This is a genomic window from Methanobrevibacter sp. (assembly GCF_045220775.1).
Classification (GTDB): Archaea; Methanobacteriota; Methanobacteria; order Methanobacteriales; family Methanobacteriaceae; genus Methanocatella.
Genome location: NZ_JBGUWC010000165.1, coordinates 1 through 24,961, shown reverse-complemented (window position 1 = coordinate 24,961; position 24,961 = coordinate 1). Strand labels below are relative to the sequence as shown.

Annotated in this window: 25 protein-coding genes and 1 tRNA gene; 10 read left to right on the top strand and 16 right to left on the bottom strand. The window is 36.1% G+C overall.

Annotation, left to right across the window (positions count from 1 at the left end; all coding sequences use genetic code 11):
• Positions 1 to 27: 27 nt before the first annotated feature.
• Positions 28 to 426 (bottom strand): exodeoxyribonuclease VII large subunit, encoded by a 399-nt coding sequence (locus ACJROP_RS10585; protein WP_406535432.1) that lies wholly within the window; start codon positions 424 to 426, stop codon positions 28 to 30.
• Positions 427 to 512: 86 nt separating this feature from the next.
• Between ACJROP_RS10585 and ACJROP_RS10580 the strand changes: the two genes are divergently transcribed.
• Positions 513 to 1,145, top strand: coding sequence for a queuosine precursor transporter (locus tag ACJROP_RS10580; RefSeq protein WP_406535444.1), 633 nt, complete (start codon positions 513 to 515; stop codon positions 1,143 to 1,145).
• A gap of 8 nt (positions 1,146 to 1,153) precedes the next feature.
• Here the strand turns inward: ACJROP_RS10580 and ACJROP_RS10575 are convergent, their stop codons facing one another.
• Together ACJROP_RS10575 and thiC are read right to left on the bottom strand one after the other, a co-directional pair.
• Positions 1,154 to 2,809 (bottom strand): ATP-dependent DNA ligase, encoded by a 1,656-nt coding sequence (locus ACJROP_RS10575; protein WP_406535431.1) that lies wholly within the window; start codon positions 2,807 to 2,809, stop codon positions 1,154 to 1,156.
• Positions 2,809 to 4,083, bottom strand: a complete 1,275-nt coding sequence (gene thiC, locus ACJROP_RS10570) for a phosphomethylpyrimidine synthase (RefSeq protein ID WP_406535430.1) — start codon at positions 4,081 to 4,083, stop codon at positions 2,809 to 2,811. The genes ACJROP_RS10575 and thiC overlap by 1 nt, the downstream gene beginning before the upstream one ends.
• A gap of 75 nt (positions 4,084 to 4,158) precedes the next feature.
• Here thiC and ACJROP_RS10565 point away from each other — a divergent pair, with 75 nt between their 5' ends.
• Positions 4,159 to 4,851, top strand: coding sequence for a PolC-type DNA polymerase III (locus tag ACJROP_RS10565; protein ID WP_406535429.1), 693 nt, complete (start codon positions 4,159 to 4,161; stop codon positions 4,849 to 4,851).
• Here the strand turns inward: ACJROP_RS10565 and ACJROP_RS10560 are convergent.
• The 3 genes from ACJROP_RS10560 to ACJROP_RS10550 all read right to left on the bottom strand — a co-directional run bounded on the left by ACJROP_RS10560 (position 4,831) and on the right by ACJROP_RS10550 (position 9,631).
• The gene (locus ACJROP_RS10560) at positions 4,831 to 5,664 is read right to left on the bottom strand and encodes a methanogenesis marker 8 protein (protein WP_406535428.1); all 834 of its coding nucleotides are present in this window, start codon (positions 5,662 to 5,664) and stop codon (positions 4,831 to 4,833) included. The two genes, ACJROP_RS10565 and ACJROP_RS10560, sit on opposite strands and share 21 nt — an antisense overlap.
• A gap of 148 nt (positions 5,665 to 5,812) precedes the next feature.
• Entirely contained in the window at positions 5,813 to 8,005 is a 2,193-nt protein-coding gene (locus ACJROP_RS10555; protein WP_406535427.1) for a CDC48 family AAA ATPase, read from the bottom strand.
• Positions 8,006 to 8,320: 315 nt separating this feature from the next.
• Positions 8,321 to 9,631: a prephenate dehydrogenase gene (locus ACJROP_RS10550; RefSeq protein ID WP_406535426.1), complete on the bottom strand. Its 1,311-nt coding sequence runs from the start codon at positions 9,629 to 9,631 to the stop codon at positions 8,321 to 8,323.
• A gap of 61 nt (positions 9,632 to 9,692) precedes the next feature.
• Here ACJROP_RS10550 and ACJROP_RS10545 point away from each other — a divergent pair, with 61 nt between their 5' ends.
• Genes ACJROP_RS10545 through ACJROP_RS10535 form a run of 3 tightly spaced genes read left to right on the top strand, consistent with a single transcriptional unit; the run spans position 9,693 to position 12,829 of the window.
• Positions 9,693 to 10,754, top strand: coding sequence for an mRNA surveillance protein pelota (locus ACJROP_RS10545; protein ID WP_406535425.1), 1,062 nt, complete (start codon positions 9,693 to 9,695; stop codon positions 10,752 to 10,754).
• A gap of 56 nt (positions 10,755 to 10,810) precedes the next feature.
• Positions 10,811 to 11,776 carry a cell wall biosynthesis protein gene (locus ACJROP_RS10540; protein ID WP_406535424.1) on the top strand — a complete coding sequence of 322 codons (966 nt, stop codon included), beginning with the start codon at positions 10,811 to 10,813 and terminating at the stop codon, positions 11,774 to 11,776.
• On the top strand, positions 11,777 to 12,829 hold the full coding sequence (locus ACJROP_RS10535) for a glycosyltransferase (protein ID WP_406535423.1): 1,053 nt from the start codon (positions 11,777 to 11,779) through the stop codon (positions 12,827 to 12,829).
• Between the two features lie 5 nt (positions 12,830 to 12,834).
• On the opposite strand, the gene ACJROP_RS10530 is transcribed toward ACJROP_RS10535, so the two are convergent.
• Entirely contained in the window at positions 12,835 to 14,136 is a 1,302-nt protein-coding gene (locus tag ACJROP_RS10530) for an FAD-dependent oxidoreductase (protein ID WP_406535422.1), read from the bottom strand.
• 80 nt (positions 14,137 to 14,216) lie between these two features.
• On the opposite strand from ACJROP_RS10530, the gene ACJROP_RS10525 reads away from it, so the two are divergent.
• Positions 14,217 to 14,504: a HypC/HybG/HupF family hydrogenase formation chaperone gene (locus ACJROP_RS10525; protein WP_406535421.1), complete on the top strand. Its 288-nt coding sequence runs from the start codon at positions 14,217 to 14,219 to the stop codon at positions 14,502 to 14,504.
• Here the strand turns inward: ACJROP_RS10525 and ACJROP_RS10520 are convergent.
• From ACJROP_RS10520 to ACJROP_RS10480, 9 genes are all read right to left on the bottom strand, one after another.
• A complete protein-coding gene (locus ACJROP_RS10520) occupies positions 14,498 to 15,013 on the bottom strand; it encodes an amino acid-binding protein (protein ID WP_406535420.1) in 516 nt (171 codons plus the stop codon). The two genes, ACJROP_RS10525 and ACJROP_RS10520, sit on opposite strands and share 7 nt — an antisense overlap.
• 184 nt (positions 15,014 to 15,197) lie before the next feature.
• Positions 15,198 to 15,272, bottom strand: a tRNA-Ile gene (locus tag ACJROP_RS10515).
• A 101-nt stretch (positions 15,273 to 15,373) separates the two neighbouring features.
• Positions 15,374 to 15,658, bottom strand: coding sequence for an iron-sulfur cluster assembly protein (locus tag ACJROP_RS10510; protein ID WP_405269334.1), 285 nt, complete (start codon positions 15,656 to 15,658; stop codon positions 15,374 to 15,376).
• A gap of 91 nt (positions 15,659 to 15,749) precedes the next feature.
• Positions 15,750 to 16,658 carry a DUF5591 domain-containing protein gene (locus ACJROP_RS10505; RefSeq protein WP_406535419.1) on the bottom strand — a complete coding sequence of 303 codons (909 nt, stop codon included), beginning with the start codon at positions 16,656 to 16,658 and terminating at the stop codon, positions 15,750 to 15,752.
• Position 16,659: 1 nt separating this feature from the next.
• Positions 16,660 to 17,151, bottom strand: a complete 492-nt coding sequence (locus ACJROP_RS10500) for a TIGR00295 family protein (protein WP_406535418.1) — start codon at positions 17,149 to 17,151, stop codon at positions 16,660 to 16,662.
• A gap of 6 nt (positions 17,152 to 17,157) precedes the next feature.
• Positions 17,158 to 17,676, bottom strand: coding sequence for a transcription factor E (gene tfe, locus ACJROP_RS10495; RefSeq protein WP_406535417.1), 519 nt, complete (start codon positions 17,674 to 17,676; stop codon positions 17,158 to 17,160).
• Between the two features lie 127 nt (positions 17,677 to 17,803).
• Positions 17,804 to 19,003, bottom strand: coding sequence for a DegT/DnrJ/EryC1/StrS family aminotransferase (locus ACJROP_RS10490; RefSeq protein ID WP_406535416.1), 1,200 nt, complete (start codon positions 19,001 to 19,003; stop codon positions 17,804 to 17,806).
• A gap of 5 nt (positions 19,004 to 19,008) precedes the next feature.
• A complete protein-coding gene (locus tag ACJROP_RS10485) occupies positions 19,009 to 20,895 on the bottom strand; it encodes a polysaccharide biosynthesis protein (protein WP_406535415.1) in 1,887 nt (628 codons plus the stop codon).
• A gap of 111 nt (positions 20,896 to 21,006) precedes the next feature.
• On the bottom strand, positions 21,007 to 21,867 hold the full coding sequence (locus ACJROP_RS10480; protein WP_406535414.1) for a coenzyme F420-0:L-glutamate ligase: 861 nt from the start codon (positions 21,865 to 21,867) through the stop codon (positions 21,007 to 21,009).
• Positions 21,868 to 21,945: 78 nt separating this feature from the next.
• On the opposite strand from ACJROP_RS10480, the gene ACJROP_RS10475 reads away from it, so the two are divergent.
• The 4 genes from ACJROP_RS10475 (at position 21,946) to ACJROP_RS10460 (ending at position 24,940) form a co-directional block, all read left to right on the top strand.
• Complete coding sequence (locus tag ACJROP_RS10475) at positions 21,946 to 22,518, top strand: pyruvate kinase alpha/beta domain-containing protein (RefSeq protein ID WP_406535413.1); 573 nt, start codon at positions 21,946 to 21,948, stop codon at positions 22,516 to 22,518.
• A 129-nt stretch (positions 22,519 to 22,647) separates the two neighbouring features.
• Positions 22,648 to 23,784 carry a cell division protein FtsZ gene (gene ftsZ / locus ACJROP_RS10470; RefSeq protein ID WP_406535412.1) on the top strand — a complete coding sequence of 379 codons (1,137 nt, stop codon included), beginning with the start codon at positions 22,648 to 22,650 and terminating at the stop codon, positions 23,782 to 23,784.
• A gap of 115 nt (positions 23,785 to 23,899) precedes the next feature.
• Positions 23,900 to 24,079 carry a protein translocase SEC61 complex subunit gamma gene (locus ACJROP_RS10465; RefSeq protein ID WP_406535411.1) on the top strand — a complete coding sequence of 60 codons (180 nt, stop codon included), beginning with the start codon at positions 23,900 to 23,902 and terminating at the stop codon, positions 24,077 to 24,079.
• A 390-nt stretch (positions 24,080 to 24,469) separates the two neighbouring features.
• Entirely contained in the window at positions 24,470 to 24,940 is a 471-nt protein-coding gene (locus tag ACJROP_RS10460) for a transcription elongation factor Spt5 (RefSeq protein WP_406535410.1), read from the top strand.
• Positions 24,941 to 24,961: the final 21 nt, after the last annotated feature.

The window sequence follows — 24,961 nt, the reverse complement described above, 5'->3', positions numbered from 1 at the left end:
TGAATTTTTTTAAATAAATATATATTGTTAATTGATTATTCTCAGGCTATCTCCGCTTGATAAAATCAGCTCTAAAGAGGATTTATATTCTGTTATTGTTCCAACAACTTCAACCTTTCTGTTTTTGAAGTTTTCAATTTCCAAGTTTCTCGATTGGATTTCTGCAACTTGTTTTTCAAAGACTATCAATTGGATTTGGCTTTCGCCGTCATTTATTGTTAGAAAATAGTTGGTCTTTGAGCTTGATTCGGCGATATCCGTTATCACGCCATCGACACATACCTTCTCATCAATCATGGCCTGTGAAATGTCTTTAATGTCTACTTTTTTGACTTCAACTGAGGGGGTAAAGATCATTAGCCCCATTATTCCGATAAGGGCAGTTATCAAAGCTATTCTCAGCAATTTGTCATCTGTAATTTCCATGGTTTTTTAATTGTCTTTCAAAGTTAAAATAGGCGATAGGATTTTAACTTGTAAAATTTATTTAAGATTAAAAATATAATATGAGTATGTTTGAAAATCTGACTAAAACGGAATTATATGCAACCTTAACAGGCATCTTTACTGCATGTTTGATCATATCAAATATCATAGCAGGCAAAACATTCGATTTTTTCTCATTTACTTTACCCTGCGGCGTAATGATATTTCCAATAATCTACATTGTCAATGATGTCCTGGCTGAAGTTTATGGCTATGAAAAGGCTCGCCGCGTAATCTTGCTTGGATTTTTTATGAATCTTATTGCCGTGATTTGTTATAATGTAACAATTTGGCTTCCGGCTCCTGCATTTTTTGAAAACTCCGAAGCATTCAGCATAGTATTGGGTTCAACAGCAAGGCTGCTGGTAGCTAGTTTCGTTGCATATCTGGTCGGATCCCTTGTAAATGCAAAAATGATGACCTATCTTAAAAAGTGGGATGAGAAAAAGCTGTTTTTCAGATGCATAGTTTCAACACTTTTCGGCGAAGGGTTGGATGCATTGCTGTTTATCACAATCGGATTTTTCGGCACAATGCCTACAGAAGCTCTTTTAGTGATGATTGTTGCCCAAGCATTGTTCAAGACAGTTTATGAAATAATTGTATATCCTTTAACAAGATATGTAATAGGCAGTGTCAAGGCACTGCCGGAAAATTAGTATTTTTTTTAGTTGGTGTCATACATTGAAAGCAATCTTTCAACTGTGTCGGCGTCCATCGGGCCTTTATCCTTTCTTATGTTTTTAACGACAGGGAACCTTAGAGAGTAACCGGTTTCATACTCTGGGGATTCAACGATTTCGGAAAATGCAATCTCCAAGACTATTTTTGGTTCAACCTTTATTTCTCGGCCTTTTGTTGAAATCTCCAATTCCTTCATCTTACCGGTCAGATATTCCAAAGTCGCATCATCAAGACCAGTTGCGGCATATGCAACACTTTTAAACTCATTGTTTTCGTCCCTAAGCGCAACCAGATAAGATCCGACGAAATCTCCACGTTTGCCTATTCCGTAGGTTCCTCCAATGACAACCATATCCAATGTTTCAGGTTCCGCTTTGTATTTGAGCATTTTTTTACCTCTCAATCCGGGAATGTATGGTTCATCAGAATCTTTAATCATGATTCCCTCATGGCCTCCTTCGATTGAAGTTTCAAACAACTCTTGGATTTCATCAAGATTGTCCGGAGTACCGACTTTCATTGTACTTAGGTTCATTTCATCTGCGGAAGTATCCACAATACTTTCCAATGTCGCTCTTCTGGTTTTTAAAGGTTCATCAATCATTGGAACCTTGTAATATAATACATCAAATAAGTATAATTTCAAAGGAACATTTTCCATTGCCTTTTCCACATCATATTTTCTTCTGACACGATGCAAGATATTCTGGAAAGGCAGCGGCTTTCCATCCCTTGTTGCTATCACTTCACCTTCGACGATGTAGTCTTCATGAGGCAGATACTCATCAAACAGCTCAACTATTTCAGGCAATGCATGAGTAATGTTTTCGAGTCTACGGGTGAAAATGTTAATTTCAGAGCCATTTCTGTGAACCTGCAGACGTATGCCGTCATATTTGGTTTCACAAATCGCTTCGCCCATTTCGAGGATGATTTCATCTAAAGGGGGTGCAAGCTGTGCCAGCATTGGCTTGACAGGAGTTCCTGGAGTCAAATTAAGCTTCTCAAGTCCTGCTGCTCCTTGTTCTTTAGCGGTTCTTGCAACGACGGAAAAGTCATTTGTAAGCATCTGTGCCCTTTCAACAATTTCCTTATCAATATTGAAGGCTTGAGCTATTGCATCTCTCACCACTCCATCGCCTACGCCGATTCTTAACTCTTCTGTTATTGTACGTGTCAGGAATTTGGCTTCAGTAGCGCTTGCCTGACTTAATAATTCTAAAATGATTGCGATTTTACGGTTGGTTGATCTTGAACCGCTTATTGTGGACAGTTTGCGTAAGCTATTGAAAACGAAATCAATTGTTAAAGGCTGTGAGAAAAATGTCATCTGGGATTTTTTGGCATATAATTTAATGCAGGCAAGCCCAATATCTCCTTCGTCACGAACAGCATCTTCTACTGCTGATTGTGATGTTCCAACAGCTTCCGCCACTGCTCGCTCAACCAATTTTCCGCCAATTCCAATTTCTTCCGAACTCCAAGCGGGGAATACGACACCCAAAATCAAAAGCCCTACTTTTTCAATGGTGTCTGAATCTAATTTCTTCAGGTATTCAGCTATTATTTCAGTTTTTTCCAGTCTTTTTGTAGTTGCCTCAAGTGCTGAGTAAACATCTACCAATTCTTGATACTTCATCAGAAATCGCCTTTTGCTATTTTTACTGCACAATATTCTCCACACATCGCGCACATTTCGTTATCGTCAAGTTTGCATTTGTCACGGTATTTCCTAGGTTTGGACTTGTCCAGCGCAAGGTCGAATTGGGCTTCCCAGTCAAATTCTCTTCTGGCTTTGGCCATTGCAAGTTCCCTCTCCCATGCTTGAGGCAATCCTTTAGCGACATCGGCTGCTTCTGCTGCAATTTTTGAAGCGATGATTCCTTCCTTAACGTCTTCCAAGCTAGGCAAGGACAAATGTTCTGCTGGGGTCACATAACACAGGAAACTGGCTCCTGCAGTAGCTGCAATGGCTCCTCCGATTGCTCCTGTAATGTGGTCATAACCCGGTGCAATATCGGTTACCAATGGTCCTAGAACGTAAAATGGAGCTCCATGACAGATTGTTTTTTGAATTTCCATATTGGCTTTGATTTGGTTTAACGGCATGTGTCCAGGCCCTTCCACCATTACCTGAACATTAGCGTCTTGTGCCCTTTTGACAAGGCCGCCGAGGTTTACAAGCTCTTGAATTTGAGGGATATCGCTTGCATCCGCCAGACAGCCTGGCCTGAGGCCATCGCCTAAGGATAATGTAATGTCATATTCATATGATAACTCTAATAAATAATCGTAATTTTTGTATAATGGGTTTTCCTCTTCGTTGTGGTTAATCCAGGAAGCTATGAATGTTCCGCCACGGCTTACAATGCCCATCATTCTGTTTGCATCTTTCAATTTTTGAACCAGGTCTTTTGTAATTCCGCAGTGGAGGGTCATGAAGTCCACTCCTTCCTTTGCCTGATTTTCAATGGCCTTGAAGATGTCGTCAGGATCCATATCGATGATTTCCCTGTTTTTGGAAAGTGTTACGACACCCGCTTCGTAAATCGGAACGGTACCTATGCATAAATCTACCGCTTCCATGATTTTTTGTCTGAACAGTTTCAAATCAGAGCCTGTTGACAGGTCCATCAATGCATCTGCACCGTATTCCTGTGCCAATTTTGCTTTATCGATTTCCAGTTCAATGTCATCAATTTTGGATGATGAACCGATATTCGCATTGATTTTGGTTTTCAAGCCTTCTCCAATACCGCAAGGATTTGAATGTCCGTTTATGTTTTTTGGAATTACGACCTTTCCACTATCAATCAGTTTTACAAGTTTGTTAATGTCTATATTTTCCTGTTTTGCAACATACTCCATTTCAGGTGTAATGTTGCCTTTTTGAGCTTCACTTTTTTGAGTCAAATTTATCCCTCATGTTGACTAATCATTATGAATTATATAGTTTCAAGTATATAGAATTAATTAAATTTAATTTTTATGAGGGTGTTTACCATAAGAAAAATATTTTTTGATACTGAAACCAGTGGTTTAGATTTCATTAATGATAGGATAATAGAGTTTGCAATGATTGTCGTTGAAAACGGGAGTATTATTGATTCATATGATGAATTCATCAATATCGGAAAACCTATTTCTCAAAAAATTACGGATATAACTGGCATCACTAATGAAAGGTTAAGAACTAAGGGTGTTGATGAAAAAAAAGTTGCCTGTGCCGTTAAGGAAAGAATCACTGACAATACATTAATGATTGCCCATAACTGTCAATTTGACTTGTTATTCTTATATCAATTGCTAAAGCGTAATTTTCCAGACGACGCAGATGAAATAATCTCAAATTTAAAATGGTTGGATACCTTGACTGTTTTAAAAGATAGAAAGAAGTATCCTCACACATTAAGCGATGCTGTTGAATGTTATCGCATCGAAAAAGTTAATTTCCATAGGGCAGTCGATGATACAAAAGCATTATATTATGTAACTTTAGCTATGAAAGAAGAACGTAATGATTTGAAAGAATACATCAATATTTTCGGATTTAATCCAAAATATGGGGTTTGCGGACCTATAGTGCCCGGCATTAAGTATTACCCGCAAAGATTCAGATATATGATGGCCCCTCAAGATGAGATTTTACCAAGAATATTTTCAGATAAGAGGATAAGGTAAATCAGGATTGTCCTTTTTAGGCTTTTCTCCGCCTATTCTTTCAAGACGCATTTCTAAAAATCTTTTCCCATCTTCAGTGTGGGCAAAAATTGGTATTGATTGGCCCACTGTTTTTACGCTTTCTTTTTCACCAATTTCACGCATATGTTTAGATGAACAACCTGTAGCAACATCACAAACATCAAATAGTTTCCTTGCTTCTTCAGCTGTTCTTTTTGAGGTATGGACTACAAAAACATAAATGTTTACATCAGGATATTTTTCCTTCAATGCATTAATTTTATCAGCATCATCGGCCAGTGTAATGGTGACTGCTATATTCTTAAATCCTTTTGAAATTGCCATTTCGATTCCTTTTTCCTGGTCAATTTCAGCAGTTTCGGGATTCAAAACATTATCTTCTCCTAATTTAGCAGCTAATTCTGGAATTGGGCTTGTTTCTACAAGGCCTGAAACTCTGCCGCCAATTCCTTGGACAAGTTCCGGTTCGGTCACTACTATTGTTCCGCAGCCTTCCAAGACCATTACAACTGAATCGATTACTCCTTCATCAAGTAGGGTGCACATGATTTCAGATATTCCGAAGCTTAAAAAGTCTTTCATCCTTAATTGCCTTTCGGGTGTGCACATTCCAAAATCATCGATTCTGAATTGGATATTTTCGGCGATTACTTCTTTTGAGAGCTTTTTAATTCCACGATGGTGATCAAAAAGAGGGCAGTATTCCACTTCAGGTTCTGTCACGTCAACAACTTTTCCGTTTTCAATTGTTATCTGGCTTTTCCCCAATGCTTCAATAATATGTTTAGTCATGATTATAACTATTGTTAAAAAAAGTATTTAAGATTGTTTGTAATATATTTTGGAGGTTGTGTGGGAAGTGGCAGTACTTCCCACTAATATGGTTAGAATTCATAAATAAAAAAGAGGAGGAAAAAGGAAGAAATGTGGTGTTTCTTCCTTACATATACTGAACTAACTGTTCTTCCTGGTCATTTCCAGGTTTGACTTTATCGATTGCTTCTTTAAAGTATTTATATGGGATTTCACTAGCTTCGAGGTTGTCTCTTAAGGTCAACATTGCAGCTTCTCTGCAAACAGCTTCAATGTCAGCCCCGACATAGCCGTCGGTGTTTTTGGCTAATTTTTTAAGATCAACATCTTTTGCAAGAGGCATGTCTTTGGTGTGGACTTTAAAGATTGCAAGTCTTGCTTCCTCATCAGGTTCTTTAACTTGAATGTGTCTGTCAAATCTTCCAGGTCTCATAAGTCCTGCATCCAAAATGTCCGGTCTGTTGGTTGCTGCAATGATTGCAACGTCTTCAAGTTCTTCCAAACCGTCCATTTCAGTCAAGAGTTGATTTACAACTCTTTTGGTAACACCACTGTCGGTATCGTTTCCGCTGCGTGCGCTGGCTATTGCGTCTATTTCATCGAAAAAGATCACAGTTGGTGCTGCTTGTTTAGCTTTTCTAAATACTTCTCTGACACCTTTTTCAGATTCTCCGACCCATTTGGATAGAAGTTCAGGACCTTTTACAGAAATGAAGTTTGCTTCACTTTCACTTGCCACTGCTTTTGCAAGCAAGGTTTTACCAGTACCCGGAATTCCGTAAAGAAGTGTTCCTTTTGGAGGTCTAATGCCTAAACGTTGGAAGGTATCAGGGTGTTTTAATGGCCATTCAACAGCTTCCTTGAGTTCTTGTTTTACATCTTCAAGACCGCCCACGTCATCCCATTTGATGTCTGGGATTTGCACGAGGACTTCCCTTAAAGCTGAAGGTTGAATTTCTTTTTGAGCTGATTTGAAATCGTCTCCGGTAACTACTATTTTTTCCAATACTTCTTTTGGAATCTCTTCGTCATTTTGGATTTCAGGTAGGATTCTTCTCACTACCCTCATTGCAGCTTCCTTACATAATGATTCGAGATCTGCTCCGACAAAACCGTGGGTTGTATTTGCGATTTTGTCAAGATCCACATCATCTGCAAGAGGCATGTTTCTGGTGTGAATTTCCAATACTTCTTTTCTTTCTTCGGAATCTGGCACTCCAATTTCTATTTCACGATCGAATCTTCCTGGCCTTCTAAGTGCTGGGTCAAGAGAATCTGGTCTGTTAGTTGCACCAATCACGACGACTTGGCCACGGGATTTAAGGCCGTCCATCAATGTTAGAAGTTGAGCAACTGTTCTTCTTTCAACTTCCCCATTTGTTTCTTCTCTTTTTGGTGCAATTGCATCAAGTTCATCGATAAATATGATTGAAGGTGAGTTTTCTTCAGCTTCTTCGAAGTATTCCCTTAGGTTCTCTTCGGATCCGCCTACGTATTTGCTCATGATTTCAGGCCCATTGATTGCAATGAAATGGGCATCACTTTCACTGGCTACAGCTTTAGCCAGTAATGTTTTACCGGTACCTGGCGGGCCGTGCATTAACACTCCTTTCGGTGGTGCGATACCTAATTTTTCGAAGAGTTCAGGTCTTTTAAGAGGAATTTCAATCATTTCCCTTACCTTTTTGACCTCTTCTTTTAGGCCGCCGATGTCTTCGTAGCTTACATCAACGAGGTTTCCAACACCTTCGATTTTGCTTACGTCAACCGGAGATTCGTGAAGTTGGACTTCAGTATTAGGTCCGACAATAACGATGTCTTTTGGATTGGTGGATACTACTGCAAATTTGATTTCTTTCATTGCAGGGGTGAAGTCCATCAATTCTTCAAATAAGCTATTGAAGCCCATGCTTGGTCTAGGTGCTCTGATTTGTGATCCGATGATGTCACCTTGCACCATCACTTTACCGGCAAATAAACCGCGCACATCTCCTTGTACACGGATGTTATTTTCAATTGGAGCTAAAACGACTTTTTTAGCTTCGGTTGCTTTAGTTTTTTTAACTGTAACCTCTCCGCCGATTGTTGCTCCGGAGTTTTTACGGACTAACCCATCAATCCTGATTACTCCGAGACCAATGTCGGTTTGGGAAGGAAGAGCGATAGCTGCAGTTCTTTTTTCTCCGACGATTTCAATTAAATCCCTTTCTTTTATATCTAAATCGTCCATGACGTTAGGATCAAGTCTTGCGACTCCTTGTCCCACATCTTTTTGAGATATTGCTTCTGCAACTTTTAGTGTAATTTGATTTTCTGCCATGATTATCATCTCCTTTGAATGGCTGTAATGTAAATAAATGTAATTTGTCAAAATCTTTTTGTTACTTTTGGTAACTTTATTGACAAACTAATCTGTGTATGTCTTACTATATAAAGGTTTCGGTTTTTGAAGTTTTTCAAAACATGTTAAAAATAGTTTTTATACTTTAAAAATAGATGAAAATAGTTAATTTTATTATATGATAAATTATTAATTAAATTTTATTAAAAATAATATTAATTAAAGTGTTATAGTTGATTTTAAAATTTAATTACCTTATGACACTTTAATATTTGTTCGTATAGTTTGAAACAATTATCTGATTACTCCACCAAATCCTGTGAACAGTTTCTTGACTTTCTCAATATCTCTCTTGCAAAGGGCGGTGACTTCAAAAGTCAGGCTTATAAACTTATCATCAATTTGAGGCCCGTTATATGCATCGGTCAATTTAATGTCGATTATATTTTCAATGTTCATGACGGTATTCTCTATTGTTTCGACATGGACATTTTTTGGAAATACGCAACTGATCGATTCGGTTTTAGTATTCAGATTTTCAATCTTCCATTGGTAAAGTTCGATTGGAAGCAGGATTCTGATGTTTGCTATGCGAAGCTTCTTGATTTTGTTCCCATCTCGTAATACGGCAGTTTTCCCGTCAATGCTTTCAAGAATGCCTACATGAACCTTTCCAGAATAGATGTGCTTTAAACCGACTTCCTGGCCAATGGACTTGTTTAGATAGCTGTATTCATAACTTAATGCGCTGATCGCCTTGTCACTTCTACCCAAAGCATTTTTGATGTCGCCCATGTGCTTTGTCGCTTTGATGGCAATGTCTATGAATTCCTCTTCATCGCCATTGTTGATTACGTCTCTCAGTTCGACTACTGCATCAGCCAATGTATTTCTGATTTTAGGGCCATTATTGTTTCTGGATTGAATGTTATAGGTCAGATATGGGTTTTGTGATACTATACGCGCTATCATATCAATCATCAAATTGTAGATTGGACTTTCATAGTCTTCTGTCTGGGATATGTCCACGCTCAATTTTTCGATTGCATATGCTGTTGAGATGAATGAGAAATGAGTCAATACCTGAACTATACTCATCATGAAATCATGATGTTCGGCGGTGGTTTCGATTATCCTCATGTTCTTGCTGGCCAGATAGTTATAGACCTTATCGTACCATTTGCCTTTCTTATCGGCAGTCAATACAATGACCTGATTGTCTAGGGTGGTTGTTCTCGGACCGAAAATCGGGTGTGTTGGAATATATTCTATGGTTTCAGGCAGAACTTCAGCCATTGTTTTTGAAGGCTCTTCCTTAACGGAAGTCACGTCAACCATTAATGAACCCTCTTTCATGAATGGGGCCACCTCGCGTATGACTTCGGAAGTGAGGTGTATCGGAACGGATATCACTAATATGTCGCTTATATTCGCTATGCCTGCATTGGACTCAATATAGTTGACACCCAATTTCTCTGCAACTTTTCTGCCTTTCAAGTGGTCTCTTGCACTTATGTATACTTCAAATTCGTCTCTGAAGTAGTAGACGAGTGTTTTTCCTAACCCGTCACTACCTCCTATAATTCCAACATTCATTTCAATCATTAATTAATTTAAATTAGAACGTATATATAAATTATTAAAAAGAAAAATCATTGTGAATATTATGAAAATTATAAACGAAGATGAAAAAGAGGGGATTGTTGAAATCGTTCCCGAAACCCTGGATGACTTATGGCATTTGTCCCACATTGTGGAAGTTGGAGACAATGCATCTTCTAAGACAACCCGCCGTATCCAGGACAATACTGGAGACAAGCTCAGAAGCGATAGGGGTGTTAAAAAAACATTTTATTTGGGGTTGGATGTTGAAAATGTTAGTTTTCATCTGTTCACAGGCAAATTGAGATTGACCGGAGTAATTACAAGAGGTCCCGAAGATTTGATACCTCTCGGATCCCATCACACTTTGGAGGTTAAACTCAACACTCCGATAACCATTAAAAAGGAACGCTGGCCAAAATGGGCAATTAAAAGGCTTAACCAAGCTATTGATGCATCTAAAAAACTGTCTGCAATAATTGTTGTTTTAGAAGATGATACCGCAACTCTTGGATTGATGAGGCAGTATGGAATAGAGTATTATGGTCCTATTAAGGGTAATGTATCCGGTAAAAGAATAATCGATAAAAACAGGCAAAAGAATATTGTCCAATTCTATGAAAAGGTCATAGAATCAATTAGGAAATTCGATTCAATTCAAAACATTGTTATTGCAGGGCCCGGTTTTGTTAAGAATGATTTTTATGACTATCTAAAGGATAATCATGATGATTTGGCAAAAATATCAATCATTGAAGCAACAGGATCCGGCGGACGCAACGGAATAAGCGAAGTTCTGAAAAAGGGAACGGTCGAGAAACTAACTGCAGAAAATAGGGTTGCCCTGGAAATGAGTGCTGTAGATAATCTGCTCACTAAAATTGCTAAAAATTCTTCAAAAATTGCTTATGGGCTAAAAGAAACTAAGAATGCAATTAATTTAGGTGCTGTTAGTGAATTATTAATCTTAGATACTAAAGTTGCTAGCGAAAACATGGGCGAGGCCATGGAGATGGTTGAAAACATGAAAGGTGAAGTGATGGTCATAAGCAGCGAACACGAGGGTGGAAAGCAATTGGAAAGCCTCGGTGGCATGGCCGCTATTTTAAGATATGAAATTAATTGAATTTAATAGAATATTTATATATAATAAATGATTAAAATTTATAATGAGTGATTTATATGTTCTATTCGTCGGTTATTCTTGCATTTATTTTTGTTTTTATTTTATCTGCAGTAGGTACTGCGGTTTTAAATATCATTTTTAGGTTTTTAGGTACACGAGGATATCTTGGTAATTTATATCCGAATGTAAGGGGAGGAACCCCAAGGGCAATCGGCGTAATACCATTCATTATATTGTCTTTTTATATGTTGCCGGGCTGTAACACTCTAATTTTAATCATTGGTATTTTTGCATTAATCGACGATATTATGGGTAGAAAAAAATGCGAGCCATTAGGCATTGAATGGGGTCAGCTTTCAAGAGGCATTGGAATAATATTGGTTATTATTGTGGGTATCCTTGAAGGATATTGGATTTCCTCAATTTTCATAGCGCTTATGGTTCAGCCGTATAATATTTCAGATATGCAACCGGGTTCCACTTGCATAGTTACATTGATAATGTGTATTGTAACCATCATATTGATGTTGATTGTTGGATCTCCGGCCGTATGCGAATTACCGGCAGTTTATACTCCTTTATTAATATTTTTCGTATGTTTAGGTTATTGTCCATTGGATTTCTCCGGAAAGATTATGTTGGGGGAAGTCGGAAACCACACATTCGGAGTCGCATTGGGTCTGGCATTCTATATGGTTGGAGGATTATGGTCAGTAATAGTTCTTGGATTCATAACAACCGCATTTATTGCATTTATTAGAAGAAATAATTTGAGATCATTCTTATCACAGCAATTAAGAATACCTAATCCGACATTTGGCGATTATTTCATGGATGTGTTGACTGGTGGGGGCTTAGGCGACTTGCTTAGGAAATGGATTTTCAAAAATAAGCAGTATACAGTCGAATCCCCATTATTAATATCTTTAGGATTTAGAAGGCTATTGTACAATCCTTATGCATTCCATGTTGCGGATTATGGTGCAAAGAGGAAAATACCTAGGTTAGGTGGAGGAGATTAAATGAAAGCATTATTCTTCATCACCGGAAGGGGCTTAGGTGGTGATGCTGTTGTTGCTTTTAATACAATGAAGGCTCTTGAAAAGAGAGGTGTTGTTTGCGATGTCGCTTTAGACGAATCCGCTCCAGGAGTTTTATTTGAAAAGAATGGATATTCCTGGCATAAGGTTTCCATTCCTAATGCAGGAGGTCACTCTGCTACAAAATTATCTGCTATTAAAGGTGCTATTAAGTTATTTACTGCTACTTTTAAGGCAAGATCAGCTATAAAAAAGTCAGGTGCTGATTTTGTTGTTGGAGTTTTGGGTGGTGGCGCAATTGTTGGGTCATTGGGTGCAAAATTTGCTAGAAAACCTTGCTTTTCTTTAATTTCAACACCTTTAGATTCAATGGTGTGTCCGAAGTTCAATCAATCTTATGTATTGCCTGAATTGGATAAGTTCAGATGGGAAACCCTTCCTGATAATATGGATAAAGCTTTTTATCCATTAGCCGATAATGTCGGTGATGGAGATGAAAGCATTGCACTTTCCAAACTTAAGGAATACCATAATTTTGATGAAAATAAAAAGACCATTGTATTTTCTTCAGGTTCATCAATTTTTAAGGGCATGGTCGATGCCATTAATTTAGTTTCAGCCAATACCGACGAGTATAATCTGGTTTTGGTTGGTCTTCCATTGCATGAGGAATATATGAAAGAAATTGAGAATAACAGCAAGATAATTTATGCTGGTTATATTAATTGGATTAATCATTTATTTAAATTTGCAGATCTGACTGTTTTAACTGATGATGGAGTGTCTCTTGAAGAGGCATTAACCTGTGAAAAGCCTATCATTGCCCTTACAAGGGTAAAATGGGGAAGATATCAGAATATGGCGGGAGTCTTTAAAGGGGCCATTATCGAATCGGAAGTTTGTGATGTTTGCAAAAGTATTGATGAAGCCTTCGAAAACTATGATTCCTTAAGTGAAAATGCTTTGGTTTATGGCAGGCAATGCGCTCAGGCTGCAGACGATTTGGCTGATAGAATCTTAAAAAAATTAGAATAGTGGTATTATAACCACATTGTTTTTATTATCTTATAATTTGTATCTGTTGAAGGATGTATCTCTAAAAATTCGGCGTAGTCATCTAAATCGTAATCCATTCTCATTAGATAAGACAGATATGCCACATCACTCACAGATGATGGAGATATTGAATTAATTTTGTTGATTTTATTGTTTTTCTTATCAAACTCCACTTCTGTGTATCCTGTATCTCCAGTCAAGATGTTCCAAAATGCAGATGGACCTCCTATTCCTGGCATTGCAATAGTTGCTTTGTCTTCATCGGGGCATGTTGATTTTTCGTTTTTAACAAAACTCACTTCAGTATTCAAACTTAATGTTTGAGGAATGCAACTGTAGCTTACTTTATTTCCATACCCAGCCATATTCCTTGCAGCTGTGATGCCCTCCATTCTGGCTACTGGTGTCAGCTGATAACCTCCGGTAACGTCACCTGCAGCATATATATTTTCAACATCAGTTCTCATCATTTCGTCAACTTTTATGGTTTTGTCATTGTTCAGCTCAACAATACCTTCAACAATTTCGCTGTTTGGAGTTCTGCCGGTTGCAAAAAATGCGGTTCCTTCAAGTTCTTCCCCGTTTGCGGTTAAAACTTTATCTTTGAAAACTTCTTCAATATCGGTGTTTTCATAAATGTTAATGTTTGGGATGATTTTTTCCAGGACATACCTTTTTGTTTCTGCACTTAATGATTTTAAAAATGTGCTTCTTGCAAGAATATTGACTTCACTGCCTAATGTTGAGTAGATGTTAGCAATTTCACAAGCAATAATGCCTCCGCCAATGATGTTTAATTTTTCCGGAACCTCATCAAGTTTTAGAATGTCCTTATTTGTTAAACCGTATTCGGATCCTTTAACGTCAGGTATAAATGGGCGAGCGCCTGTAGCAACTAATAGATTTTCGTATTCGAAAGTTTCATTATTCACTTTAACAACGCCATCTTCAAGACTGGCTTCGCCATAAAGTATTTCATTGCCAAAGCTTTCATTTTCCATTTGATTCAATTTTCTTAAGAGCTCTTGTGTCTCTTTGATTTTGGAAACGATTTTGTCATAGGATATTTCAATCTGGCTTTTTAAGAATCCGTGATTGTTGAATCTATTATTTGTATCGATAAATTTTGTAACATCTGTCAATGCACAGACTACCATGCAACCTTCATTTAGGCAAGTTCCAGCAATATGATTTTTTTCAATTAAAAGAACTTCTTCCCCTAGTTTTCCAAGCTCAAGAGAACCTAATCTTCCCGCAGGACCAGAACCAATAACAATATTCTTCATAAAAAACCTCGTTTAGATAATTTTATATAATACTAACTTTGTAAATTAATATATAATTAAATTTGGGAGAGATAGTAATTATGTGTATTGCAGCACCTGCTCAAGTTGTTGAGATTAATAAAGAGGAGAATACATTATACGCTGACTTTGGTGGAGCAAGACAAATGGCCAAAATGGATCTTTTAGATGATGTTGAGATTGGTGAGTATGTTTTAATCCATGCCGGTTATGCAATTGAAAAGTTAAGTGAGGAAGCGGCTAAAGAATCTTTAGAAGCTTGGGAAGAACTTTTAGTAATGCTTGAAGAAGAAGATAGGGAAATGGAAAAAGCAAGACAAGAGCATCTTGATGAAATTAATAATCAATAGATAGACACTCTTGTTACTCCTTTTATTTTTAAAAATTCATTTATTAAATCGCCTTTAACAGGCTCTTCTGTTATTATTGTTAATATAGGACTTTCTTGAAGCTCTGTATCTTCAGCATAAGCCTGTCTTATGCCAATGCCTTTTTCTGTTATTAAACTTGCAGTGCGTGCAAGAATTCCTTCGCTTTCAGATCCGACTTCTATTTCAATTACTCCCAGGTCAAGGTTTTTTGCAATATTTTTCAAAAGTGTTCCGGCAGGTATTATGTTGCTGAACAGGTTATATAAATCTTCATCTTCACTTATCACTTCTATAGTTGATTTGATTGCTCTTCTATCAACATCTGCGGCTGTAGCTAGCGCCTTATCACTGATTTTTAAATTTCCGCAGTAAATTTTACCGTCTTCACTTAAAGAGAGTCCAAGTTCAATCATTTTTTCTGCAACTCTAATTCTTGCAGGATATTTTTTGAATTTTTCATTAATCTTTTCCCACATTTTAATCATCATTCCAACTTTTTGTACATTTAAGTTTTTTTATGTAGAATATAGTATATATTTATTATCATTCAAAAGGTAATTTTGTTGAAAAATTAGGATGTTGCTAAGGAGTAATGAAAACATTTCAAAAAGAGCATATTTTCAAGATAAAGTTGTTATGTAATGTAAAAATTCTTAAAAAAATAGTTTGAAGTAGGCTAGATGGGATTCGAACCCACGACCTCCCGGTTATCAGCCGAGCGCGCTAACCATGCTGTGCCACTAGCCTATTAGATTAGTGTGACAGTTAACTGTCAACACTTTAATTTTTATTAATTGCCATATATAACTGTTTCGGTTAAAATATGGAATTAATCAAAATTTAAAAATTTATCTGTTAATCATTTCGTTAATGGAGTCTGCCATAGCATGTCCTTCAACGATAATTTTTGCATTTTCAATTCCTTCAACTTTTTCCGCTCTGATTTTAGCATCAGCAGCAATACGAGTGATACTCATACAACCTGGATTGGTTGGTTTAAGGATAATTTCAGCTTGATCGCCATCAACAGTAATATTTTGTACAATTCCCATTTCTACAATACTGATTCCCATATGAGGGTCATTGATTACAGAAATAGCATCTTTAATATCATTCACTAAATCTTCTGACATTATTTAGTCTCCTATTTTTTATTGTATTTTATACTTTTAATCCAAGGTGTTTATAAACATTGTTATTTTTTTCAAACAAAAATACACTAAATTATTTTACTCTATGTTTAATCTTAACACCTATTCCATTTTCGCATTCTTCCATTTCACGGCCTGTCATTATTGCTTTTCCAACACCGACTACGGTATCATCTTTAACAACAACCACTTCGTCATTTGGAATGATTTTAGGGTCTGCTTTTTTAATTCCTGGTGCAAAAACAGTATTTGTTGTAAGATCAAAATCGATTTCAACAATATGGATTCCCAATTCTTTTAGGATTTCTCCACCAGGCAAATTTAATCTGTATAATCCATAATCTTTATTCAGCAATGCCAATTGCTTTCCATCGGATAATATTCTTTTGTGATACATTCCTTTGGTTTTAACGTCATCTGGAATGAATTCATCTCCATTTTCACCAAATTGGAATTTTGCAATGGATTTCAATTCATGCAATGTTTTTTCTCTTCTGTTAACTTTTTCATGGTTTTTGAGTTCCATTCTTAGATTATAAAGAGAATCGGGAGATGTTGGCCTTTCGTCTTGGCAAACATTTATGAAATCATCAACATAAGCTTCACAGGATTCCCGGTATCCTCCTGCAAGATTTGCGACAATGGTTTTTCCTTTGCAATATTGGGCTATTAATTTGCCGGTTTCTTCGATTTCATCCTGTGACCAGGAGCCTGTTGTGCTCACGTCATAAGATTGAATGGGGAATGTATTTTCAAGTTCCCTTGGACAAATTCCGAAAGGGGATGTTACAATCAATTCCTGATAAGAGCGGGTAAGCTTCCTAAATTTCTGGTGTGATTTGGAATTGGAATAAGGTTTTTTCATACTGCAAGGCAATAAAACGACAGTATCGCCGAGAGGCTTCATCATTTCCATTCTTTGTCTCCATCTCACAGCTTCCGGACGGTATAGGGACTCTTCGCTTGAACAAATTACTTTCATATTATTCCTCAAAAGCTTTAATCAATTCATTGTCTAATTTAATCAATCTTTCAATGTTATCGTCACTGTCTTTAATGTTTCTTTTCCATTTCTTTATAACAAAGTCAATATCCACTTCTTCACTGCCACTTATTAAGTTGTCCGCATGGGCAACAATCTTTTCTTCAAGTGTCCGTGGAATGTAGGATTTTTGTGGAAGTCCAAGTTCTATGGCTTCTTCTTCGGTTATTCCCGCACCGATGTGCCTTTCAATTATGTTCAGCACATCTTGAGAGTAACCATATCTTTTAGCTATTTCAACACCTTCAATAGCATGAGTGATGCCATGAGTCTTTGACCTTCCGATATCATGTAAAAGAGCGCCTTTCCTAATGAGCTCTTCATCTACATCATCAAAATTAGCAGCTATTTCCATAGCTTTTAAATAAACGGCTTTGCAATGGTCTATGACATTTTTTGGAGTATTCTCCTTTTCAAGTAATTCAATTTCCATTTTTATCTATTTGTTCTTTTCTGTAAAGGAATTAAAATTACTTTCAACCATATTAATGTCTTCTTTGATTTGCTCAATGGTTTCTGCATTGTCTTGGAATTCAAGTTCTTCACCGCATGCAGGACATAGGAATTCATAGTCTGAGGCTTCATCGAAATCAAGTCTTACATGTCCTTGAGGGCAAATGAAGAACATGTTGTTTTCTTCACGGTCCAATTCTTCATTAAGCATAGCCAAATAGTTTTCAGAATCTTTAATGATACGATTAATAATTTCATCTTTCTCGAATTTCCAAGAATATGTGAACCATTGTGTTTCGGGGTCTTTACTTCTTTTATAACTAGCTATTCCCATATCATAAAGTCTGTAAAGTATTTTTCTAACAATGTTTAGTTTTATTCCAGTTTCATTAGCAATCTCTTCATCGGTTTCAATTCCATCGTTTAATGCTTCAACAATAGGCAAATTGCTTTCATCTTCAACAATGCTGGTTAATAATTGTTTTACTAATGGATCATTTATCATTTAATTTCCCCTAAAATTATTAAATCAAATTATCATACTGTCTGAAAAAGTAAAAAAATAAATTAATTTTATGATATAAGATTTATAAATCTATATTAGTTATGTATTTTTTATTATAAAAATATATCTAATATTCTTCTAAAATCTCTAATAGATTTTCTATGATATAGTCTACTTGGTCATCTGTTAGAGTAGAATATATCGGCAGGCTTATCTCATTTTCAAATAAATTGTAGGCATTAGGATAATCAGCAATGTCAAATCCTAAGTCTTTATATGCTGTTAGCATTGGAAGTGGTTTGTAATGCACGTTTGTGCTTATTCCTCGCTCTTCCATTTTTATTATAATCTCATTTCTATCTTCTAGTGAAATGCCTTCAATTCTTGTCAGGTATAAGTGGCCTGAAGAAGAGGATTCTTCAGTAAAATGTTTTGGTGTAATTACTTTGCTGCCTTTAAATCCGTCATCATACTTCTTAATGATTTCATGTCTTCTTCTAAGCATGGAATCATATCTTTCAAGTTGTCCAAGACCAATTCCTGCCTGAACGTCAGTCATGTTGCATTTGTATGCCGGAAGCAAAATGTCGTATTCCCATGATCCCTTTTGGGTTTTTTCAAGAGCGTCTTTGGTTTGGCCATGAAGGGATAATATTTGCAGTTGTTTGTATAGTTTTTCGGAATCTATTTTTTCATGAGTTCTCCAAGTAACTGCTCCGCCTTCAGCGGTGGTTAGATTTTTAACAGCATGGAATGAAAAACAAGTAAAATCGGCAAGAGTTCCGGCTTTTTTATCATCTTTAATGGCTCCAAAACCATGAGCGCAATCAGCTAAAACAATAATTCTGCCGAATGCTTCTTGCATGTCATTATTCGCATTGAACAATTCTTTTTTATCTTCAATTATTTCAAATATCTTGCCATAGTCACATAGTATTCCTGCAATATCGACAGGCATTATCACTTTTGTCTTTTCAGTGATTGCTTCACTCATTTGGGAGTAATCCATTTCCTCCCTGTCTTTTTGGCTGTCAATCATTACGGGAGTTGCTCCCACATGGCAAATTACGCTGCATGTTGCAGTATATGTGTATGCAGGTACAATCACCTCATCGCCTTTTCCAACACCCAATGCCCTTAAGGTCATCTCCAAAGCTGTTGTGGCTGCACTTAAACAAACGGTCTTATCGCTGCCGCAATAAGCACTAATCCTTTTTTCAAATTCTTTTGTTTTTGGACCAGTTGTTATCCAGCCTGACTTTAATGCTTCAACAACTTCTTCGATTTCTTTTTCGGTAATGTCCGGTGGTGAAAATGGAATGTTCATATTATTTACTCTCCGTTAACTTCTTTAGGGTCCCTATAAGTAGGAACACATTTTTTCATGGTTTCTTTGATTATTTGTTTATCATAAATTTCATTGTCTATAATTTCTCTGAATGCATCTAATTTTTCCTCGATATCATCCATTGTAAAGTCCATAGGTTCTGTAATGAAGATTTTTTCATGAGCTGTGGCTTCAAGATTTTCTTCATCCATTAGCAACTCTTCATATAGCTTTTCTCCAGGCCTCAAGCCTGTAAATTTGATTTCAATGTCTTCACCAGGTGTTAATCCGGATAATTCAATTAAGCTTTTTGCCAAGTCATAAATTTTAACCGGTTCGCCCATATTCAGTACGAATATTTCTCCGCCTTTTGCATAGGTAATTGATTGCAGGACCAATGCTACAGCTTCGGGAATTGTCATGAAGAACCTTGTAATTTCCTTATGGGTTACGGTTACAGGGCCTCCTTCAGCAATTTGTTTTTTGAACAAAGGCACAACGGATCCGTTACTTCCTAGAACGTTTCCAAAACGGACTGCTACATATTCGGTTTCACTTTCCTTGTCTTTTGCTTGGATTATCATTTCACAAAGTCTTTTGGTAGCGCCCATTATATTTGTCGGATTAACCGCTTTGTCGGTTGAAATTAAAATGAAACGTTTAGTATGGTATTTATCACATGCATTTACTAAATTATAGGTTCCGAATACGTTATTTTTAATAGCTTCAGCAGGGTTATTTTCCATCAGAGGCACGTGCTTATGTGCAGCTGCGTGGAAAACAATTTCAGGAGAGAATTCATCGAATATTTCAAACATCCTTTCCTTATCTCTGATGTTTGCGATTATTGCTTGGATGTCGCTGTCAGGATATTTCGCTTTAAGTTCCAGTTCAATGTCATATAAGCTGTTTTCATATATGTCCAGCATCAAGAGCTGTTTCGGATTGTGGAGCATTATCTGTCTGCAAAGCTCCTCACCAATGGATCCTCCTCCACCGGTCACTAAAACCACTTTCCCGTTTATTAAGCTTTTTATATTGTTATTGTCAAGTTCAACAGGGTCTCTTCCAAGCAAATCTTCAATTTCCACATCCCTTAAGCTTTGATATAGGTTTTCTTCAGAAATAAGCTCCCTTAGCCCTGGCAACACTTTAACTTTTGCGTTTGTCTTATTACAGATTTCCAGAATTTCCTTTTTGTTTTGGTTATCGATATTCACAATAGTAAAGAAAATAGTGTCAATTTGATATTTTTCACATATCCTTTCTATATCATTCCTGTTTCCAATGATTCTTACTCCACCTACAGAGTATCCCATACGCTTTTCATTGTCATCGATAATTCCAATTATATCATATTTTCCTTTTAAAGTGGAGTTTAATGTTTTGATTATGTCATTGGCGGAATATCCGCCGCCGATAATTAATAATTTTTTTTGATTTTCAGGAGCATAGTTTATTCCCTTATTTGCGATATCGGATAATAATGCATACCTTATAACTAATCTATATACAACAATTATTATACCAATCAGGATTCCTACGGCAACGTTATATTTTATAGAAGGATTTTTCATGCCCAATATGTCTTCAAGCATTGATACGATAATTAGGGTTAAAATTGAAAGGAGTATATACATCAGATAATCTTGGTTGTTTTCATAGCGTATGATGTTGGAATATCTTTTTGTTAACCTGAATAGGATTTGCAAGACTATTATTGTCAATACAATGCCTATTATAATTTCATGTTTGGTTATGGTGCTTGTCGGATTCATTAGAAATGAATCGGTGATTAGCACAGATATCAAATAATATCCCAATACGACTGAAATACAATCCATTAAGGGTAATAAAATATTCCTATGTTTTCCAAATTTATCAATGTTCATTGGGTTCATCCTTTTATAAATTAATTATAAGTTATAATAATTTTTTGCATAACATAAATATAAAATTTTCTTTAAGCTATTTTTTCAGTAATTTGTGGCGAAAATGCCGGTTTATCTTTTTCTAATGATTACTGCAGGGGTATGGGTAATTGAATCAAGGTCTTCAATTGTGACTTCATCAATTTCAGTGCCCAAAACAGCTTTAACACTGTGTATTGTTTTCATCTCTGTTGAAAGTGATTTCTGATAATCTTCAGCGATATTGGCTATTTTTAAGGCAGTTTCAACATCAATCTTTTCACTGCATCCGAGAGGGGTTGATCCCATATTCTGGGACAGCTGCCCTTTGACATATCCGAAAACCCCATTATCCGCATCGATGCCTTCGATAGCTATTGGCAGTGCTGTAAAATATTTTCCGTTTTTCATGTAGGTCGCATCGGTATCTATTATCATAACGCAAACTTCCTTTCCAATTTCCTTTTTAATTTCTTTTGCAACCTTTTCAGGATTTTCAGGAAGCAACGATACATAGGTTCCAGGAGCATTGCTCAAATCAATTCCTGCTTCTGAAGCCGGTTTCAGTGCATGTTTCAGGCCGTATAGCTGCAAAACAACTTCCTTATGGGCTTTGGTTTCTTCAGGCAGCCTTCTCAAATTTTTGATTGTTCTTTCTTTTATCTTAAGCAAAGGCCCTAAAACGTAACCCCACAGATATTTGCTCCAGACAGTCGTTAAAAATTTTGCAGTCAGGGAAGGAGTATATTTTGATTCATCAACCAATCTGCCCTGTGAAACGGAAATTGGAGTTTCGGCTATTACCAAATAATCTCCTTCTTCCATCAATTCCTTTGCAGGGTTTATAATGGAGTCCAGATTGTCATGCGGTTTGATGTATCCGGTTTCGATTGGAATTACGATGTAATCTCCATTAATCACATGCTTTATATTTTCTAAATTTTCGCCTTTCATAAAAATCTTTATTAAAATAGATAATATAATATATAAACTAATAGAGTTTTAAATAATTATCTATTGGGGTTGTTTAATATGGCAAGAAAATTTATTACATATTTTGATAACGAAGGTAATGATTATACAGATGAATTGATTTTGGCTGTTAAAGATAAATTAGATGTCTCTAAAAATATTAAAAGAGTTTTAATCGCCTCATCTTCAGGCAAATCAGCATTAAAGTTATATGAAGCTGTTGGCGATGATGTCGAAATAATCAATGTCACTCATCACATGGGATTCAGCGGCGCAAACGAATCAGACATATCCGATGAAATGATTGAAAAACTTGAAGACGTGGGCATCAAAACATATTTCGGAAGCCATGCTTTCAGCGGGGCTGCAAGAGGGGTCACCAACAAATACGGAGGATATTCTCCATTGGATGTTGTTGCAGACACTTTCAGAATGTTTTCACATGGTATTAAGGTAGGTGCTGAAATCTCAATCATGGCTGCTGACGCAGGACTAATTCCGGTTGGTGAAGAAATAATCGCTATTGGCGGAAGAGGTCATGGTGTTGACAGTGCAGTTATTTTGACTCCGGTAAATGCGAAAAATTTATTTGATTTGAAAATTAAGGAAATAATCGCAATGCCAAGAGATTAAAAATAAGATTTTATTTTTTGGCGAAAAGTTTTTTAATAACTTATAACTTATAAATTAGTTGCATTTAAATATAAGTAAAAATAGAAATATTTAACAATTATTTTAAAGCAGAGTATGTGGGGTTAATTTGTGAAATTTATAGATGATGCAATCAAAGAATCCGAACAAAGAATGGAAGAGAAAGCACCTGAAAAACTCTCTTCAGATATTGATGATGATCTTATTGATATAATTAAGGGAGCTAAAACTAGTATATTTGTTGTTGGTGCTGGTGGAGCAGGAAACAACACTATTTCAAGATTAAACGAAATGGGTATCGAAGGAGCAACTACAATCGCAGTAAATACTGATGCTCAAGATTTATTTTACAGCCAATCCGCTAAAAAGATTCTTTTAGGTAGACAAACTTCTAAAGGATTAGGAGCAGGTGGAGATCCAGCTGTCGGTGAAGAATGCGCTGAAGAAAGCGAAGATGAGCTTAGAGATGAATTAGAAGGCGCAGACATGGTATTTGTTACATGTGGTCTCGGTGGAGGAACCGGTACTGGTTCAGCACCAATAATCGCTAAATTAGCTAAGAAGTTAGGTGCATTAACCGTTGCTGTTGCTACCATGCCATTTTCAGCTGAAGGAATCAAAAGAAGAGAAAATGCAGAACAAGGTTTGGAAAAACTTCAAGAATCTGCAGATACTGTTATTGTAATTCCAAATGACAAATTATTAGAAGTTGCACCAAATTTACCTTTAAACAAAGCATTTATGGTATCTGATGAAATTTTAGGAAGGGCTGTTAAAGGTATAACTGAGTTAATTACCAAAAAAGGTCTTGTAAGTTTAGACTTTGCTGATATTAGAAGCATCATGGGCGGCTCTGGAATGGCTATGATTGGTATGGGCGAATCCGATACTGGTGATAGAGCTTTAGAATCAGTACATGAAGCATTAAGCAGTCCATTACTCGATATCGATATTTCAAATGCTACTGGTGCTTTGGTTAACATTACCGGTAGTTCTGATTTAACATTACACGAAGCAGAAAAGATTGTCCAAGTTGTTGCTGACAAATTGGATCCTGAAGCTAACATCATTTGGGGTACTCAAATTGATGAAAGTCTTCAAAATACTGTTAGGACAACTGTTGTTGTTTCTGGCATTAAATCTAATTATGATGTTGGGACTACTCCTGAAATCGAGTATGCCGAAGAAAAATCAGAAACTGAGTCTGCTGATGATCAATTAGATGATTTCATTGACGGAATCTTCTAATTTTATCTTTTATTTTTTTTGTAAAAATGCAAACATTTATTAATGTTTAAAGTATAAATTACTTTATTACTATTATTTTATTATAATTTACAAATTCTTAATTTTGGGTATTTAAATGAATGTAGAAGAAACCTTTAATCAATTTATCAAAGACAGTAAAAGAGTATTGAAAGTAGCAAGAAAGCCAGATTTGCCAGAATATATGGAATTAGCTAAGATCTCCGCTATGGGTGTAGCTATTATTGGCGTAATCGGTTTTTTAATTGTAATACTTGGTTCTTTAATTGGTATTTAGAACCAATTACTTATTTTTTTTGATAGATATTAAATTATAATAATTTTTTTAGTAATGTCAATTTTATTCAAAAGTTTGTTTTTTTGAAAACTTTTAAATACTATTATTAATTATAAATATTAATATTATAGAAATCTTATTTTCGAGAATTTTTGTTCTTGATAATTATGACTTTTATATTACGTGTGATAGTTCTAAGCTGTTTAATCTGTTTTAGAATTAATTTGCACTAAACCCAGGGAACATGGGGGATAGCTTAATCAATTTCTGTTTGTTAGAACGGATTACTTAAGAATCTCCGATATTTAATGTTGGAGACGTTCAAAATATTTTTAACTTAATGTATGATTTTATTAACAAGAAAAAATTTTAAAAATAGGTGAATTTTTCATGGAAGATACTAATAGTTCCATATATGCTCTTAAGACCTCTGCTGGTCAAGAAAGGAATGTTGCCAGATTATTGGCACGTAAAGCCAGAACAATCGATGGCATAGGCATTTCTTCAATTCTTGTCCCGGAATCTTTAAAAGGATATATTTTAGTTGAATCTTCAACTAAGATTGATCTTAGAAATCCTGACTTAAAAGTACAGCATTTGAGAGGGGTTGTTGAAGGTAGTGTGGACATTACTTTCGAAGAAGTAAAAAGATTCTTAAAACCGGAACCTATTATTTCCTCTATTCAAAAAGGAAGTATTGTTGAACTTATTTCCGGTCCATTCAAAGGTGAAAGAGCAAAAGTGGTTCGTATTGATGAATCACGTGAAGAAGTCGTTCTTGAGTTAATAGAAGCTGCAGTACCGATTCCGGTTACTGTTAAAGCTGATCAAATTAGAATAATTCAAAAGGAGGCTGACTGATGGCTAAAGATACAGTCGAAG